Raw genomic sequence first — 16,504 nt, forward strand, 5'->3', positions numbered from 1 at the left:
TCAGGCCTCCTGCCCGGGGACGACGACCTCGCCCCGCTCGGCGGCGAGCCCGATGTCAGGTCGGGTATGACTGCCGCGCAACGTGATCCGGCCGGCGGCCTCGTAGGCGCGCGAGCGGGCCCCGGGCAGGTCGTCGGCCAGGCTGACGACGCTGAGCACCCGGCCCCCGGACGAGACGAGCCCGCCGGGCTGGTCGCCCGTCGACGTCTCTCGGCGGGTTCCGGCGTGCAGCACGTGCACGTCCTCGACCTGCTCGGCCTGCTCGATCCCGCCGATCGTGTCGCCCGTCGCAGGCGTGCCGGGGTAGTGCTCGGCCGCGACCACGACGTTGACGCTCGTGCGCGGCGACCACTCCAGCTCGGGCAACCCGGACAGCTCACCCTCCGCCGCCGACCGGAGCACCACGCCGAGCGGGGTCCGCAACCGGGCGAGCACCACCTGCGTCTCGGGGTCCCCGAAGCGCGCGTTGAACTCAACGACGCGCGGCCCGTCCGCGGTGAGCGCGAGACCGACGTAGAGCACCCCGACGAAGGGGGTGCCCCGCCGCGCCATCTCCGCGACCGTGGGGCGGGCGACGGTGTCCAGGACCTGCGGGACGAGGTCGGTCGGTGCCCAGGTGAGCGGCGAGTAGGCCCCCATCCCCCCGGTGTTGGGTCCGGTGTCCCCCGCACCGACCCGCTTGAAGTCCTGGGCCGGCTCCAGCGCGACGACGGTCCGACCGTCGCTGAGGCAGAAGAGCGACACCTCCGGACCGTCGAGGAAGTCCTCGACGACGACGGCGTCCGCGCGCTCCAGGCAGGCGGTGGCGTGCTCCCTCGCCCGTGCCCGGTCGGTCGTCACGACGACGCCCTTGCCGGCGGCCAGGCCGTCCTCCTTGACGACGTAGGGCGAGCCGGTCGCGTCCAGCGCGCGCTCCACCTCGTTCACGGTGGTGCAGACGTGGGCGGCCGCGGTCGGCACGCCGGCCGCAGCCATGACCTCCTTGGCGAAGGCCTTGCTCCCTTCGAGCGCAGCAGCCTGCGCCGATGGTCCGAAGCACGGTATGCCCGACTCCCGGAGTGCGTCGGCGACACCGGCGACCAGCGGCGCTCGGGACCGACGACCACGAGGTCGGCACCCTCGGAGCGTGCCGCGTCGACGACGGCGGTGGGGTCCGCCGGATCGCCGGGGAGACAGCCGGCGAGGTCGGCGATCCCCGGGTTGCCGGGCAGCGCCACGACGCGGTCGACCGAGCGATCGAGGGTCAGGGAGCGGACCAGCGCGTGCTCGCGCGCACCGGAGCCGAGGACGAGGACCACCACGGGATGTCAGCCTAGTGGGCGGGTCCGGGGGCCGGGGCCACCGGTCGGACGGGGTGTGCGCGCCGCCGACGGTGACCGACCGGGACCGGGCCGCACGGCGGGGTGACAGGGGTGGTCCCCTGAGAGGCAGGGGGGGTATCTCCCAGGGGACCACCTGCAGGGCAGGGTCTGCACGGACTGATGGGGGGCTGCCCGTGCGACTCGCACTTCCCTGCTGTCGACCGAAGCCGACATGCTCCACAGTGACATATCGCGGGGGCGATGTCACGCCCAGACGTGTCGGGGGCTGCCATTGACGGAGATCCGTCATGATGGGTGCCATGGATGCCTCTGCACCCGCCCGGCTGCACGGCTCGGCCTACGAGGAGTTCGTCATCGGGGTGTTCCGTCGCGCGGTCCGCTTCGGCATCCCGACGCGCGAACTCTTCCGCGGCGAGGGACTGACCGACGCCGAGATCGACGACGCCACGGCGGAGCTGGAGGCGCGCGGCTTCCTGCGCGCCGGTGACGACCCCGACACCTGGGTGGTCATCCCGCCCCGGGAGGCGGTCGCCCGGCACGCCGAGGTGACCGAGCACCGGCTGCGGCTGGCCCGGGCGACCGCCGGCGAGCTGGAGCGTGCGTGGCGTCGGTCGACGCTGGACGCCACGGCCGAACGGTTGCCGGGGATGGACCTGCTGGGCGGGGTCGACGACATCATCGGCCGCATCACCGCCATGCACATCGCGACCACGGACCGGCTGTGGTGGGCCGTGGACGGGTCGGTCGCGAGCCGCACCCTGCTCGCGCGGGCCGCCGAGGACCCCTCCTTGCTGTCGGTCCGCCAGGGGGTCGACCGACGGCTGATCCTCGACACCTCGCTGCTGGAGCTGCCGAGCGCGGTCGCCGTCATGGAGGCCGCGCTGCGCGAGGGTGCCGCGGTGCGGACCGGCAACGGGGTGCCGGTGAGCGCGGTGGTGTGCGACAGCGACGCGACGCTCATCGACATCAGCCGGTTCGAGCCGGACGGCGTGGGGTCCTTCGAGGCGCGGCTGGCGGCGCCCGTGGCCGCCGTGGCCAACCTCATCGAGCGGACCTGGACCCTGGCCGCCCCGATGCGGCCGATGCAGGAGGCCGCCGAGCGCAAGGAGGTCGGGGGCTCCTCGGCGCCGCTGGACGAGCGGGACCAGGCCATCCTCGCGCTGCTGGCCAGCGGCGCCTCGGACCAGGTGATCGCCCGCCGCCGCGGGATCTCGGTGCGGACGGTGGAGCGCCGGGTCCGCTACATCATGGAGCACCTCGGGGCCGCGACCCGCTTCCACGCGGGGGCGCAGGCCGTGCGGCGTGGCTGGGTCTGAGGGACCCGCGGGATAGACTGCGGTCTTTGCGGGGGCGGACGTGACCGCCCCGGGGCCTACGCACCGGATATGAGGTGGGCGGATGACGGACGTGGTGTCGACCGACCGCGAGGTCGCGGCGCAGATCGCCGCGGAGCAGGCGCACGTGGACCGGGTCTACGACGAGCTGGGCAAGGCAGCCGCGCGGGTCGAGCTCGTGCACGCCGAGGGGATGTCGCGGGGGCAGACCGACCGTCGGGGGACGGGGGACCCGAGGGAGGAGGAGCTGGCGGGGCTGTTCGAGCGGGACGCGCTGGTCTACTCCGCGAGCAAGCGCCGGGCCTCGCTGGAGCACCAGCACGAGGGGCTGGTCTTCGGCCGGCTCGACCTGGAGCACGAGGTGGCCGACGAGCACGGCTCGACCCGGGAGGTCCGCTACGTCGGGCGCCTCGGCGTCCGCGACGACGACTACGAGCCGCTGGTCGTGGACTGGCGTGCGCCGGCCGCCGCACCCTTCTACCGCGCCACGCCGGTCGACCCGCAGGGCGTGCTCCGCCGCCGGGTGCTCCGGTGCCGCGGCGAGCAGGTGGTCGGGGTGGAGGACGACCTCATGGTCGCCGACCCGCCGGACGACGTCGTCGTGGTCGGCGACGGTGCCCTGATGGCCGCCCTGACCCGCAGCCGCGGCTCGCGGATGCGCGACATCGTCGCGACCATCCAGCAGCACCAGGACGAGGCGATCCGGGCCCCGGCCCGTGGCGTCACCGAGATCACCGGTGGGCCCGGCACCGGCAAGACGGTGGTCGCCCTGCACCGGGCCGCCTACCTGCTCTACTCCGACCGGCGCCGCTTCGAGGGAGGCGGTGTGCTGGTCGTCGGACCGTCCGCGGCCTACACGGCATACATCGAGCGGGTCCTGCCCTCGCTCGGCGAGGACTCGGTCGTGCTCCGCTCGCTGGGCGATGTGCTGGCGGGGATCACGGCCACCCGGCTCGACCCGCCCGACGTCGCGGCGACCAAGGGCAGCCTGCGGATCCGTCGGCTGCTGGCGCGCCTCGTGCGCGAGCCCATCCCCGGTGCGCCCACCCAGCTGCGGACCTTCGTCGGCGGGCACGCGATCCGGCTCGACGCCCCGGCGCTGGACCGCGCCCGCGCGCAGGTGCTGCGGCACCACCACCGCAACGCCGGTCACGACGCCGCCGTCGAGGCGCTGGCCCAGCTGGCATGGGCACAGGTCGACCAGGGGGAGCGGGAGGACTTCGTCGACCGGTTCACCGACTCCGGCGACGTCGAGGCCTTCATGCGGCAGTGGTGGGCACCGGTGGACCCCCGCGAGATGCTCTTGTGGCTCGCCGACGACGAGCTGGTCGGGCGGCTCGGGGGCGTGTCGCCGCAGCAGGCCGCGGGCCTGGCGGCGTCCTACCGCGAGGCGCTGCAGCTCGGCACCTGGAGCGTCGCGGACGTGGCGCTCGTCGACGACCTGGCCGCGCGGCTGGGCCCTCCGGTCGAGCTGCCGAGCGAGGACCGCGGGTTCTTCGAGATCGAGGAGCTCGACGACGCCTCGCAGTACGGCGTCTCCGCGCTGCGCGTGGGCGCGGACGGCGAGTCCGTCGCCGCCGTGTCCGGCGGCGGGGCGGGGTCGCGGGTGTCGGCCGACCCTCGGGAGCGGTTGCTCGCCGGGCGCCCCGCGGAGGCCGAGGAGTATGCCCACGTCCTGGTGGACGAGGCGCAGGACCTCTCCCCGATGCAGTGGCGGATGCTCGGCCGGCGCGGCCGGTGGGCGTCGTGGACGGTCGTCGGTGACCTGGCCCAGGCCTCCTGGGACGACCTGCGCGAGGCCGGCCAGGCGCGGGAGGAGGCCTTCGGCACCGCGCCGCGGCAGGCCTTCCACATGGACACCAACTACCGCAACGCGCGGGAGATCTTCGACCTGGCCGCCCGGGTCATCACCGAGCACGTCCCCGAGGCGGACATCCCGCGGGCCGTCCGCGAGACCGGGCACGAGCCGCAGGAGCTCTCACTGCCGACGGCCGCGATCCCCGGGGCCGTCGCGGAGGCGGTGCGCGAGCTGCGCGACGAGGTGCCGGGACAGATCGCCGTCATCGCCCCGTGGTCCTGGCACGGAGGGCTGGAGCCGGTGGTGACGGGCGAGCAGGTCGTGCTCGTCGACCCGCTGTCCACCAAGGGGCTGGAGTACGACGCCACGGTGGTGGTGGACCCGGACGGCATCGTCGCCGAGTCCCCCGGTGGGGTCCGCGCGCTCTACGTCGTGCTCACCCGTGCCGCGCACCGCAGCGCCATCCTGCGTCCTGTGGACGAGGCCGCCCCCGGCGTCGGTGGGGGCCGTTAGGGTCAGGTGTCGTGAGCACCGCCCTCTACCGCCGCTACCGGCCCGAGACCTTCTCCGACGTCATCGGGCAGGAGCACGTCACCGAGCCGTTGATGCAGGCGCTGCGCGCGGAGCGGGTCAACCACGCCTACCTCTTCTCCGGGCCGCGAGGCTGCGGCAAGACCACCAGCGCCCGCATCCTCGCCCGGTGCCTCAACTGCGAGCAGGGGCCGACCCCGGAGCCGTGCGGGAAGTGCGAGTCCTGCGTGGCGCTGGCGCGCGACGGCGCCGGCTCGGTCGACGTCATCGAGATCGACGCGGCCAGCCACGGGAGGGTCGACGACACCCGGGAGCTGCGCGAGCGGGCCGCCTTCGGCCCGGCGGCGGCGCGCTACAAGATCTACATCATCGACGAGGCACACATGGTGAGCCGGGAGGGCTTCAACTCGCTGCTCAAGATCGTCGAGGAGCCACCGCCGCACGTGAAGTTCATCTTCGCGACCACCGAGCCGGAGAAGGTCCTGGCGACCATCCGCTCCCGGACCCACCACTACCCCTTCCACCTCGTCCCGCCGCAACGGCTGACGGCCTACCTCGAGCAGCTGTGCCGGGCCGAGGGCGTCGAGCTGGAGCCGGGGGTGCTGTCCTTCGTCACCCGCGCCGGCGGCGGGTCGGTGCGCGACTCGCTCTCGGTGCTGGACCAGCTGATCTCCGGGGCCGGCGAGGGCGGTCTCACCTACGAGCGGACCGCCGCGCTGCTGGGTTTCACCGACGTGGAGCTGCTCGACGCGGTGGTCGAGGCGGTGGCTGCCGGTGACGCCGCGACCGTCTTCGGGCAGATCGACCGGGTCATGGAGTCGGGGCACGACCCGCGACGTTTCGTCGAGGACCTGCTGGAGCGCTACCGCGACCTCATCGTGCTGGCGGCGGTGGGCGAGCGCTCCGGCGGCCTGCTCCCGGGGCTGCCCGAGGACCAGGTCGAGCGGATGCGGCGACAGGCGCAGGCCCACGGCACGGCCGCGCTCTCGCGCGCGGCAGACCTGGTGAGCCGCGGCCTGTCGGAGATGACCGGCGCGGTGTCCTACCGCCTCATGCTGGAGCTGCTCGCCGCCCGGCTGCTGCTGCCGGCCGCCCAGGGCGAGGACGGCTACGGCACCCGGCTGGAGCGGATCGAGCGGCGGCTCGGCGCCGGGGGCGATGCGCCGGGTCCCGCCCGGCCCGAGGGTGCTGTCCCGGGCCCGGACCGTTCCGGGGGCGCCGGCGGCTCCCACCGCGGCGAGCGGCCTGCGCAGGCCCCGCGACCGGCGGAGACCCAGCAGCCCGGGCACCTCGACACCGCGGCCCTGCGCCGGCAGTGGCCCGAGATCATCGCGGCGGTCCGGCAGATCAGCCGGCGCACCGCCGGCGCGCTGGACTCCATGCAGGTCGTCGACTACGACGGGCAGCGGCTGCTCGTCGGGATGCCGGACGAGCGCTGGATCCGGCACTTCATGGGCACCTCCCACGAGGAGGCGCTGCGGCAGGGCGTGCTCGACGCGCTGGCGCTCGACACGAGGATCGAGGCGACCGTGCTCGGTGGGGGCGACGGACCCCCGAGCGGTCCCGGAGGCCCGGGCAGCGGGCCCGCTGGTGACCGTGGCCCCGCTGCGGGGCGCGAGGGGCGCGAGGGGGGCGGCGCGGAGCCCGCACCCGAGGCCGCACCGGAGGTCGCGTCGCCGACCGTGGCCGGGGACGAGGGACCTCCGCCCGAGGAACCGCCCCACGGGCCGGAGGACGAGGTCGGGGCCGGCGAGGCGGAGCACGGCGCTGCACCCACCCCCGGACACCTCGGCGGTGCCCCGAGCGCCGAGGCGGTGCCCCAGGGCATACCCGACACCCCCATGCGCGGCCGGATCCGCACCCGTGCCGACCGGTCCTCCACCCCGACCCAGCGGTCGGACAGCGGGGCGGCGCCGGTCCGGGGTCGTGGTGGCCGACCTCCCGCGTCACCGGGAGAGGCGTCGACCGGTGACGCCGCTCTGGCCGAGCAGCTGGGCGCCGGAGGGGGCCGTCCGCAGGCCGCCGACCAGCCCGAGTGGTCGCAGCAGGCCCGCGGGACGCAGGGGGCACCTGACTGGGCCACCGGCGGGTCGCCGGGCCCGGGCGAGCGGGCGGGCGCGGACGACGACACGGCTCCCGAGCTCTCCGGGCCTGATCCCTCCGGGCCCGACTCCTCGGGCCCCGATCGCTCGACCCTCGGCGCTCGTGACCAACCGACGTCCGCACGCGACCGGGCACCCGGTGGGGATGCGCCGAGCGACGACGACGAGGACCTGGCGACCTCCGGGGCCGTGGGCCAGCCGGTGGTGGAGAGCGTGCTGGGCGGTACTGTCATCGCCATCAACGACGACCCCGTGGCGTGAGGACGAGCCGGCCATGATCTACGAGCTGCTGCACCCCGTGGTGACGCCGTTGGCCACCGCGATCTGGCGGCCCGAGGTGGTCGGCCGGGAGCACGTCCCGATGCAGGGCCCGGTGATCCTCGCGAGCAACCACCGCTCCTTCATCGACAGCGTGGTCATCCCGCTCACCTCGCCGCGGCAGGTGGCCTTCCTGGCCAAGTCGGAGTACTTCACGGGGACCGGCGTGCGCGGCTGGATCAGCCGCGAGTGGTTCACCGGCGTCGGCTCGATCCCCGTGGACCGCGACGACACCCGCGCCGCCCAGAAGTCGCTGGACCTGGCCCTGACGCACCTGCGCGAGGGGGGCGCCTTCGGCATCTACCCCGAGGGCACCCGGTCGCGCGACGGCCGCCTCTACCGCGGCAAGACGGGGGTGGCCTGGCTGGCGCTCGAGGCAGGTTGCCCGATCGTGCCGGTGGCGCTCCAGGGCACGCAGGACATCCAGCCGGTCGGCTCCCGGCTCCCCCGTCGGGCGAAGGTGCGCGTCGAGTTCGGCACCCCGATCGAGGTCGCCGGGCGCTTCGACGGCGTGCCGCAGGGACGCGCCCGGCGCGAGCTGACCGACGAGGTCATGCAGCGCATCCTGGCCATGTCCGGGCAGGAGTGGGCCGGGGAGTACGCCCAGCGCTCCGGCGACCTGCCCGCCTGAGCGCGTCCCGACGGCGGCCAGGGCGGCGGGCGTGCCGTGGGCACGGGTGTCGGTGGCACGGCATACAGTGGCGTGCTGTGTATGAAGGCGTGGTCCAGGACCTGATCGACGAGCTCGGCCGGCTGCCCGGCGTCGGTCCCAAGGGTGCTCAGCGCATCGCCTTCCACCTGCTGGCGGCTGACCCGGAGGACATCACCCGGCTCGCCGAGGCGCTGCTGCAGATCCGGGAGAAGGTCCGCTTCTGCGAGATCTGCGGCAACGTCGCCGAGGCGCAGCGGTGCCGCATCTGCCTCGACGACCGGCGTGACCCGAGCATGATCTGCGTCGTGGAGCAGAGCCAGGACGTCGCGGCGATCGAGCGGACCCGCGAGTTCCGGGGCCGCTACCACGTGCTCGGCGGGGCCATCAACCCGATCGGCGGGGTCGGGCCGGAGGACCTGCGCGTCCGTGAGCTGGTCGCGCGCCTGGCCGACGGCGAGGTCGCCGAGGTCATCATCGCCACCGACCCCAACCTCGAGGGGGAGGCCACGGCCACCTACATCGCCCGGCTGCTCAAGCCCTACGAGGGAGTGAGGGTCAGCCGGCTCGCCTCCGGGCTGCCGGTGGGCGGCGACCTGGAGTATGCCGACGAGGTCACCCTCGGCCGCGCCTTCGAGGGCCGCCGGATGATCTCCGCGCCCACCTCGACCGCGGGCTGAGCCAGCACTGCCGCCGGGCCTGCGCACGGGGCGGCGCAGGTCGAGTGGATTCTGGTCCTGAGGTCCGCGGTCATCTACCCCTAGGGTGGGTGCATGGTCGACGAGGACTGGACGCAGCCGGCGCAGGACATGCACGCCGAGGTGGAGGCCTACTTCACCAGCCTGGAGACGGTCGCCTCCGGCGACGAGGCCGGGACGGTGCTGCCGTTGCTGCTGCTCAGCGTGGGACAGCTCTGCTCCGCCGGCGCCCGACTGGGTGCCCTGGTCGACGTGGTGCCGCGCGAACGCTTCGAGCCGGACGCGGGCCCGGACGCCGACCTGGAGCGCATCCGGGAGCAGCTGCACGACCTGCTCGGCGGGCTGGACGACTACTGCGACCTGGAGGACCCGGTGCTCACCGGCGAGGTCACCCGTGGGTCGCTGACCGACGACCTGGTCGCCGTGGCGGCGGACCTGGCGCACGGGCGTGAGCACTTCGTGGCGGGCCGACCCACCGAGGCGATGTGGTGGTGGCAGTTCAGCTACCTGTCCTCCTGGGGGGAGCGGGCGGCGTCCGCGCTGCGGGTCCTGCACACGCTGCTCGCGCACGTGCGCCTGGACGCGGACGACGAGCAGGTCATGGAGGCCGAGCTCGCGGCGCTGCACGGCGGCGTCTGAGCAACCACGGACGACGCTCGGCCGGGACGTGGGCCGAGCCAGCGGTGCGCACCCTCAGGCGAGGTCGTTGGGCTCGGTCGCCGGGTCGAGCGGGGCGCCCGAGCGGTAGGCGGCGCGGCCGAGCGCGTTGGAGGCCACCGAGCTCATGATGATGAAGCCGGCGATCGCCACCAGGAGCTTGATCAGGTCGACGACGTCGAAGCCGTGGGTCCAGACGTGGTGGACGTAGACGCCGGTCACCATCCACGGGATGCCCATGCCGGTCGCGCCGGAGAGCACGTTGATCCGGGACAGCCCGTCGCGGGCCCGCAGCATCGCCAGCGCGCTGGTCAGCACGAAGAGCGCGCCGCCGATGCACAGCACGCCGACGACCACGAGCAGGACGACGTTCATCGCTGCCCCCTGGTGAGGATGCGGGCCAGGGAGACGGTCGCGAGGATGCCGACCAGTGCCGCCAACGAGGCGACGTCGAGCAGGACGACCGACCCCGAGGCCATGCCGATCATGAGGAAGATCCCGACCGCGCAGAAGTAGACCAGGTCGCTGACCGCCGCGACCGAGGCGTCGTCGCGGGCGGTCATGACCCGGACCAGCCCCAGCACCGCCGCGAGCAGCAGGATGCCGACAGTCGTCCAGACGATGAGGCTCACGAGGGCTCCACCTCCATCGTGCGCTCGCTGCGGCGGGGCCCGCGAGTCACGGTCAGCAGCCGACGCTCCATGCCGCGCAGCTCGGTGACGACCTCCTCGCGGTCGGTGCCGTAGAGCGCGTGCACGTAGAGCGTCGGCGGGGAGTCTCCCGTCCGGGGGGCGATGCCGACGGTGATGGTCCCCGGCGTGATGGTGATGGAGGAGGCCATGGTGCTGATCTCCAGGTCGGTCTCGCAGTGCAGCGGCAGCGCGACGATGGCCGGGGACATGCGCAGCCCCGGCGTCACCACGTCGACGCCGATCCGCAGCGCGCCGCGGATCACCTCGGACGCGAGCCAGCCGCCGTAGACGACGACCCGCAGCGGGTTGACGATCATCCGAGCACCGCCTCGACGTAGGGGGCGAGGTCCACCAGGCCGGTCGCGGCCCGCGTCGTGATCTCCATCAGCGGCCCGGCGAGGACGAACATCGCCAGCTGGGTTACCACGAGCACGGCCATCGGTGCCATGAGCCGGGGAGTGACCCGCACGTCGTCGGTGAGCTTCGTCTTCGGGCCGCGCCCCGTCTCGGGGGAGTCGGGGAGGTAGTCCTCCATGTCCGGGCCCCAGAAGACGCCGACCCACAACCGCTGCATCGCCACGAGGGATCCCAGCGCCCCGATGCAGATCAGCGTGACGAAGACCGCCTGCCAGGCGCCGCCGGCCTGCGCCGACGCCTGCACCAGGACGACCTTGGCGAAGAAGCCCGCGCTGGGCGGCAGCCCGACGATCGACATGAGCGCGAGGGCATACCCGATCGTGAGCATGCGGTCTCGCCGGATGATCCCGGACAGCCGCTCGTAGCGCCCCGAGCCGTAGACCTGCTCGATCGCCCCGGCACCGAGGATCAGCGCCCCCATGGTCACGATGCTGTGGACCGTGTAGAAGATGCCGGCGCCGAGTGAGAACTGCGTGAAGAGGAGCAGGCCCAGCAGTGCGTGACCGGTGCTGGCCACCAGCTGCCAGGACAGCGCCCGGCGCATGACCCGCTCGCCCAAGGTGCTGTAGGACGCGATGACGATCGAGAGACCGACGAGGACGGCCAGGACCAGCGCCCACGGCGGCCGTCCCTCGTAGAGCGTGGAGGTGATCCGGAACAGCGCGTAGAGCGCGACCTTGGTGTGCAGCGCCGAGAAGAGCCCCATGACCGCGGCCGAGGTGGCGGGGTAGCTGCGCGGCAACCAGGTGTGCATCGGCACGAGCGCGGCCTTGATCGCCAGCGCGAGCAGCACCACCCCCGAGCTCAGCGCGGTGCGCGGGTCGGTGCCGGCGCCCACGAGCAGCGCGAGGTTGACGGTCTCGGCGGTGGCGTAGACCAGGCCGACCCCGATGAGCAGGATCGTGCTGGTCAGCAGGTTGACGACGACGAAGGTCCGGCCCACCCCGAGCCGCCGCCACGTGCCGGTGATCGCGATGAGCGCGTAGCTCGGCAGCAGCATGACCTCGACGAAGACGAAGAGGTTGAACAGGTCGCCGGTGAGGAAGGCGCCGTTGACGCCACCGATCAGCATCAGTACCAGCGGCGTGAGCAGCCGGTAGCGGTCCTCGCGGGTGATGACCATGAAGACCAGGCACATGAGCACGGTGAACGAGGTCACCAGGATCATGAGCGCGCTGAAGGTGTCCGAGACGAAGGGGATCGCCACCCCGGGCACGAAGGCGCCGACGTTCTCGGCCAGCACCGGGGTGTCCCGGTGCTGGCCGAGCAGGTCGAGCCCGGCCAGCCCGGTGAGCACGGGTATGCCCAGCAGCCAGGCACGCTGCCAGACCGGGTTGCGCCAGAGCACGGTGGCCGCGGCCGCCGCGATCGGGATCGCGGCGAGCAGCGGCAGGAGGGCGGCGGTCATGATCATCGGCGGCGCGCCTCCCCGGTCTCCGGCATCCGCTTGGTGTCGTCGTTGTGCCCGATGACGGCCATGGCGAGCATGAGCACGGTGACGGCGAGCGCGATGACGATGGCGGTCAGCACGAAGGCCTGCGGCAACGGGTCACCGGCGTCCTCGACGCCGGCGCGGCCGGGCAGCGGCTCCCCCCGCCAGGCGGTGACACCGGCGGACAGGATGAGCAGGTTGGCGGCGTGCGCCAGCAGCGACAGGCCGAAGATGATCCGTACCATGCCGCGCTGCAGCATGAGGTAGATCGCGCCGGCGGTGAGGATGCCGATCGTGATGGGCAGGATCACGGGCGATCACCTCCCCTGCGCGGCGGCAGGTCCTGCTGCAGGTACCTCGAGGCGCGGTTGGGTATGCCCAGGCGCGTCTCGGCATACCGCTCGCCGCGGGAGGTGTCCATCGGCCCGCTGATCTCGCCCTCCACCGACTCGTCGGCACGCTCGCGAGTGCCCTCGCGGCCGCCGGTCGCGCCGAGCAGGTTGAAGGCCTCCATGACCAGGCCGAGCACCGCGAGGTAGACACCGAGGTCGAAGGCCATCGGCGAGATGAGCTTGTAGCTGCCGATGTAGGTGTGCAGCGGCTCGAGGAAGGACACGTGCCCGACCAGCCCGAGCAGCCCGGTCGCCACCGCGATGAGCACGCCGATCGCCACGAGGCGCAGCGGGAGCCGCGGCGGGCCGATCATCCGGTCGCGGGAGGTGGAGAGGTAGATCAGCGCGACGATCGAGGAGCCGACCAGGGCGGCGATGAACCCACCGCCGGGGGCGTTGTGCCCGCGCAGGAAGAGGATCGCCGAGATGATCGCCAGCAGCGGGGCCGTGACGCGCACGAGCAGCTGCAGGGGCACCGCGTTGCCCCAGGCCTCGGTGACGGCGCGGTAGGCCGTCGAGCCGCGCTCGCGCAGCGGCACCTCCGGCAGCGGCACGTGGTTGCGGTCGGCCTCCGGGGGCGGGTCGAGGTACTTGTCGCGGACGGTGGAGACGATCGCGACCATGGCGACCGCGGCCATCCCCAGGACGGTGAGCTCGCCGAAGGTGTCCAGCGCCCGGAACTCCACGAGGATGGTGTTGACGACGTTGTCGCCGCCGGTCTCGACCGGGCCCTCCTCCAGGTAGTAGAGGGCGATGTCGCTGCGGTCCCGGCGCCCGGTGAGCGCCCAGGTGGCCACGCCGGCCGAGAGCCCCCCGATCGCGGCGAGCAGCAGCGCCATCTTGTTGCCCCAGCGCGGCCCGCGGCCGAAGGTCTGCGGGAGCCGCTGCAGCACGAGCATGATCATGAGGACCGTGAGGGCCTCGACGAGCAGCTGGGTCATGCCGACGTCGGGCGCGCCGAGCGCGAAGATCTGCACCGTCACCGCGACGCCGACGGTGGACAGCGCCACCACGGCGGCCAGCCGGGAGTTGGCGCGGCACAGGACGCCGACGGCCAGGGCGATGACCACGAGCACGACGACGTCCACCGGGCTCACCAGGCCCTCCTGGACCGGCAGGAGGTGGTCGCCGGAGACGAGCACCGTCACCCCGCCGAGGACCAGCGCGCCGAGCGCGATGAACTGGACCGCCACGTGCCGGGTCGGGTTGTCCGCCCGCACCAGCATCGCCAGCGACTGCCCGACGTCCGCGGCCGTGTCGTTGATGACCTTGATGACGTCGGCGCCGTCGAAGGAGAAGGTGTCGTGCTCCCGGGCCGGGAAGAAGAAGCGGCGCCGCAGGATGATGAGGACGCCGACGGCGATGATCGCCAGCGTGGTGAAGAGCTCCAGGTTGAGCCCGTGCCAGAGCGCGAGGTGCGGGTGCGGCTCCTCGGCGTCGGCGGGCAGCATCGCGGCGGTCGCGCGGCCGACCGGGGTGTCGAGGATGCCCACGACGAAGGCGAGCGGCAGGCCCACGACGATCGGGATGGCGGCGAAGGTGCCCAGTGCCCAGGGGGTCGTGTGCAGCGGCCGGTCCTCGGGCCACTTGGCCGCGCCACGGCCGTCGTAGAAGCCGTTGAAGACGATCTTGGCGCAGTAGGCGAAGGTCAGCACCGCGGTCAGGGCGACGCCCAGGAAGGCGGCCCACGAGGCCACGGTGCCGAAGGGGGAGTCCAGCATCGCGGTGAGGATGCTCTCCTTGGAGACGAAGCCGAGCATCGGCGGCACCCCGGCCATCGACGCGCACCCGAGCACGGTGACCCAGAAGGCGACCGGCATGGCGGAGGAGAGCACCGGCATCCGCCGCACGTCGCGGGTGCCGGCCGCGTGGTCCACGACCCCGACCATCATGAACAGCCCGGACTTGAAGAGCGCGTGCGCGATGACGTGCAGGATCGCGGCGGCGAGGGCGTACTCCGTGCCGATGCCGATGGTGGCCACGATGAGACCCAGCTGGCTGACCGTGGAGTAGGCCATGAGCTTCTTGAGGTCGGTCTTCTGCAGCGCGAACCAGCCGCCGATGGCGCAGGTCACCAGGCCGGTGACGACGAGCAGGACGTTCCACACCAGCACGTCGTGGAAGGCCGGGGAGAAGCGCATGAGCAGGAAAATCCCGGCCTTGACGACCGCGGCGGCGTGCAGGTAGGCGCTGACCGGGGTCGCGGCGGCCATGGCGTCGGGCAGCCACACGTGGAAGGGGAACTGCGCCGACTTGGTGAAGGCCGCGAGGATGACCAGGAGCGCCACGGTCGCGGTGAAGCCGGGGCTGGTGTCCCACACCTCGTGCGCCAGCGCCTCGGACAGCGTGGTCGTGCCGGTGCGCACGATGATGGCGGTCACCGCGGCGAGCAGCCCCAACCCGCCCAGGAAGGTGATGAGCAGGGTGCGCATCGAGGCCGCCTCACCGGCATACCCCGAGCGCGCGATGAGGAAGAAGCTGGCGAGGCTGGTGAGCTCCCAGCACAGGAACAGCAGGATCAGGTCGTCCGCCAGCACCAGCCCGACCATGGAGACGGTGAACATCGCCATGTAGAAGTAGAAGGTGAGGTTGCGCCCCGGCTTGAGGTATGCCGTGGAGTAGGCCAGCACGATTGCGCCGATGACCAGCGCGATGAAGGTGAAGACGGTGCCCAGTCCGTCCGCGCGCAGCGAGAGCTCGAGGCCGAGGGTGGGCACCCACGGCATCGACCACGCCACGGTGCCGTGGTGCATGACCTCTGTGGCGGCGGGCCAGTATGCCCCGGCGGCAGCGAGGTAGAGAGCGGCGATCGGCCACCCGGCGTGCCGACCCAGGAGGCGGGTGAGCGGGAAGGTCGCGACGACGGTCACCGCGGAGATGACCAACGTCCAGAGCAGGCTCATCGCCGACCCGCCCTGGACAGGCCGGTGCCAGCGAGGCATCGGTCGACCGGGCGGATCATGGGAGCAATCTACCAACCCCTCGGAGGGCCGCGGGAGAGCAGGCACGAGAAAGACCGACCCCGACCGGGTGGTCCGGTCTGGGTCGGTCTCTGCTGGTCGGGGTGACAGGATTTGAAAAGATCACTCCGCCACGGTCACCGACTGCCTGACCTGCGTCGTAAGTGCCTGACCTGCGATGGAAGGTCAGTAGCGCGTGAAAGGTTCGGGCACAAGAGGACACGAGATGACACTAGTTATGCCCCAGTTATGCCCAAGGTCGCGCTCGCCTAGTTGCGCCCGGTACCCGCGCCGGATGGGCGACACGCTCCGGGCCGGGCGTGAGCGGGCGCCGTCATGGTGGACACGAGTGGACACGAGATGACTCCTGTTATGCCCAAGCGTGGCCGGTTCCACGACCCAGCGCCGGGGGAGGGGCCATGACGCGCACCAAGCGTGACTTCGGGACGATCCGGCGCCGGTCGGGCGGGCGGTACCAGGCGTTCTACATGGGCCCGGACCAGGACTTCCACCGGGCCCCCTCCACGTTCCAGACGCGGGCCGACGCTGAGGCGTGGCTGGCGCACGAGCGGCGCCTGATCCAGGAGGACACCTGGTCCCCGACCCGTTCGCGCCGGGCGAAGGTTGCCCGCACCGCCGAGGCGTTCGGCCCATACGCGGGAGCCTGGTTGTCCCAGCGCGACGTCAAGCCCCGCACCCGCGCCCTCTACCAACGGCTGCTGGAACGGTTCCTGCTGCCCGAGTTCGAGCAGGTGGCGTTGCGGGACATCACCCCGGCCGTGGTGCGGGGCTGGCACGCCGGCCTGGACCCGCACCGCCCCACCCAGCGCGCCCACGCCTACGCCCTGCTGCGCTCGATCCTGGCCACCGCGGTGGCCGATGAGATCCTGGCCGCGAACCCCTGCCGGGTCCGCGCGCCGGGACCACCACCCGGGCCCGCCGGGTCGAACCAGCCACCCTGGACCAGCTCACCGTCCTCGTGGCGCACATGCCCGACCGGTACCAGGCCCTGGTCCTGCTCGGTGCCTGGTGCGGGCTGCGGTTCGGGGAGATGGCCGAGCTGGGCCGCGCCGACCTGGACCTGAGAACCGGGGTGGTCCACGTGAACCGCCCCGGGTTTGGTGGAGGGTCTTGATCTCTACGGGAGAGTGGAGTCATGCCTGCACCGAGGAAGTACAGCGACGAGTTGCGTGAGCGCGCGA

Annotated in this window: 13 protein-coding genes and 1 pseudogene; 7 read left to right on the forward strand and 7 right to left on the reverse strand. The window is 72.9% G+C overall.

Translation table 11 applies throughout. The features are described from left to right. Positions 1-1,301: pseudogene (gene purD, locus BJF86_RS01500) on the reverse strand (phosphoribosylamine--glycine ligase). A 320-nt stretch (positions 1,302-1,621) separates the two neighbouring features. Between purD and BJF86_RS01505 the strand changes: the two are divergent. The 6 genes from BJF86_RS01505 to BJF86_RS01530 all read left to right on the forward strand — a co-directional run bounded on the left by BJF86_RS01505 (position 1,622) and on the right by BJF86_RS01530 (position 9,391). Continuing rightward, positions 1,622-2,638, forward strand: coding sequence for a helix-turn-helix transcriptional regulator (locus tag BJF86_RS01505; RefSeq protein WP_158068341.1), 1,017 nt, complete (start codon positions 1,622-1,624; stop codon positions 2,636-2,638). An 82-nt stretch (positions 2,639-2,720) separates the two neighbouring features. Continuing rightward, positions 2,721-4,967 (forward strand): HelD family protein, encoded by a 2,247-nt coding sequence (locus tag BJF86_RS01510; RefSeq protein ID WP_075816680.1) that lies wholly within the window; start codon positions 2,721-2,723, stop codon positions 4,965-4,967. A gap of 11 nt (positions 4,968-4,978) precedes the next feature. Then, positions 4,979-7,348 carry a DNA polymerase III subunit gamma and tau gene (locus tag BJF86_RS01515; RefSeq protein WP_075816681.1) on the forward strand — a complete coding sequence of 790 codons (2,370 nt, stop codon included), beginning with the start codon at positions 4,979-4,981 and terminating at the stop codon, positions 7,346-7,348. Positions 7,349-7,361: 13 nt separating this feature from the next. Then, on the forward strand, positions 7,362-8,036 hold the full coding sequence (locus BJF86_RS01520) for a lysophospholipid acyltransferase family protein (RefSeq protein ID WP_022925409.1): 675 nt from the start codon (positions 7,362-7,364) through the stop codon (positions 8,034-8,036). A gap of 77 nt (positions 8,037-8,113) precedes the next feature. After that, positions 8,114-8,734: a recombination mediator RecR gene (gene recR, locus BJF86_RS01525; RefSeq protein WP_022925410.1), complete on the forward strand. Its 621-nt coding sequence runs from the start codon at positions 8,114-8,116 to the stop codon at positions 8,732-8,734. 93 nt (positions 8,735-8,827) lie between these two features. Further along, positions 8,828-9,391 (forward strand): DUF5063 domain-containing protein, encoded by a 564-nt coding sequence (locus BJF86_RS01530; protein ID WP_075812134.1) that lies wholly within the window; start codon positions 8,828-8,830, stop codon positions 9,389-9,391. Positions 9,392-9,445: 54 nt separating this feature from the next. Here the strand turns inward: BJF86_RS01530 and BJF86_RS01535 are convergent, their stop codons facing one another. Genes BJF86_RS01535 through BJF86_RS01560 form a run of 6 tightly spaced genes read right to left on the reverse strand, consistent with a single transcriptional unit; the run spans position 9,446 to position 15,245 of the window. Then, positions 9,446-9,784 (reverse strand): cation:proton antiporter, encoded by a 339-nt coding sequence (locus BJF86_RS01535; RefSeq protein WP_022925412.1) that lies wholly within the window; start codon positions 9,782-9,784, stop codon positions 9,446-9,448. Then, entirely contained in the window at positions 9,781-10,041 is a 261-nt protein-coding gene (locus BJF86_RS01540) for a monovalent cation/H+ antiporter complex subunit F (RefSeq protein WP_075812205.1), read from the reverse strand. Before BJF86_RS01540 ends, BJF86_RS01535 begins: the two co-directional genes overlap by 4 nt. Continuing rightward, positions 10,038-10,418, reverse strand: coding sequence for a Na+/H+ antiporter subunit E (locus BJF86_RS01545; RefSeq protein WP_075816682.1), 381 nt, complete (start codon positions 10,416-10,418; stop codon positions 10,038-10,040). The genes BJF86_RS01540 and BJF86_RS01545 overlap by 4 nt, the downstream gene beginning before the upstream one ends. Continuing rightward, positions 10,415-11,926 (reverse strand): proton-conducting transporter membrane subunit, encoded by a 1,512-nt coding sequence (locus BJF86_RS01550; protein WP_075812207.1) that lies wholly within the window; start codon positions 11,924-11,926, stop codon positions 10,415-10,417. The genes BJF86_RS01545 and BJF86_RS01550 overlap by 4 nt, the downstream gene beginning before the upstream one ends. Positions 11,927-11,928: 2 nt before the next feature. Next, on the reverse strand, positions 11,929-12,261 hold the full coding sequence (locus BJF86_RS01555) for a sodium:proton antiporter (RefSeq protein WP_022925416.1): 333 nt from the start codon (positions 12,259-12,261) through the stop codon (positions 11,929-11,931). Further along, positions 12,258-15,245: a DUF4040 family protein gene (locus tag BJF86_RS01560; RefSeq protein ID WP_075816683.1), complete on the reverse strand. Its 2,988-nt coding sequence runs from the start codon at positions 15,243-15,245 to the stop codon at positions 12,258-12,260. The genes BJF86_RS01555 and BJF86_RS01560 overlap by 4 nt, the downstream gene beginning before the upstream one ends. Positions 15,246-15,721: 476 nt before the next feature. Here BJF86_RS01560 and BJF86_RS01565 point away from each other — a divergent pair, with 476 nt between their 5' ends. Continuing rightward, the gene (locus tag BJF86_RS01565; protein ID WP_075816684.1) at positions 15,722-16,387 is read left to right on the forward strand and encodes a hypothetical protein; all 666 of its coding nucleotides are present in this window, start codon (positions 15,722-15,724) and stop codon (positions 16,385-16,387) included. Positions 16,388-16,504: the final 117 nt, after the last annotated feature.

It is taken from the genome of Serinicoccus sp. CNJ-927 (assembly GCF_001942435.1).
GTDB lineage: Bacteria > Actinomycetota > Actinomycetes > Actinomycetales > Dermatophilaceae > Ornithinicoccus > Ornithinicoccus marinus.

Bases quoted from the DNA above. Each gene is read 5' to 3' on its own strand.
- BJF86_RS01545 (WP_075816682.1), bottom strand. From the start codon at position 10,418: ATGATCGTCAACCCGCTGCGGGTCGTCGTCTACGGCGGCTGGCTCGCG.
- BJF86_RS01510 (WP_075816680.1), top strand. From the start codon at position 2,721: ATGACGGACGTGGTGTCGACCGACCGCGAGGTCGCGGCGCAGATCGCC.
- BJF86_RS01505 (WP_158068341.1), top strand. From the start codon at position 1,622: ATGGATGCCTCTGCACCCGCCCGGCTGCACGGCTCGGCCTACGAGGAG.
- BJF86_RS01550 (WP_075812207.1), bottom strand. From the start codon at position 11,926: ATGACCGCCGCCCTCCTGCCGCTGCTCGCCGCGATCCCGATCGCGGCG.
- BJF86_RS01520 (WP_022925409.1), top strand. From the start codon at position 7,362: ATGATCTACGAGCTGCTGCACCCCGTGGTGACGCCGTTGGCCACCGCG.
- BJF86_RS01560 (WP_075816683.1), bottom strand. From the start codon at position 15,245: ATGAGCCTGCTCTGGACGTTGGTCATCTCCGCGGTGACCGTCGTCGCG.
- BJF86_RS01535 (WP_022925412.1), bottom strand. From the start codon at position 9,784: ATGAACGTCGTCCTGCTCGTGGTCGTCGGCGTGCTGTGCATCGGCGGC.
- BJF86_RS01530 (WP_075812134.1), top strand. From the start codon at position 8,828: ATGGTCGACGAGGACTGGACGCAGCCGGCGCAGGACATGCACGCCGAG.
- BJF86_RS01565 (WP_075816684.1), top strand. From the start codon at position 15,722: ATGACGCGCACCAAGCGTGACTTCGGGACGATCCGGCGCCGGTCGGGC.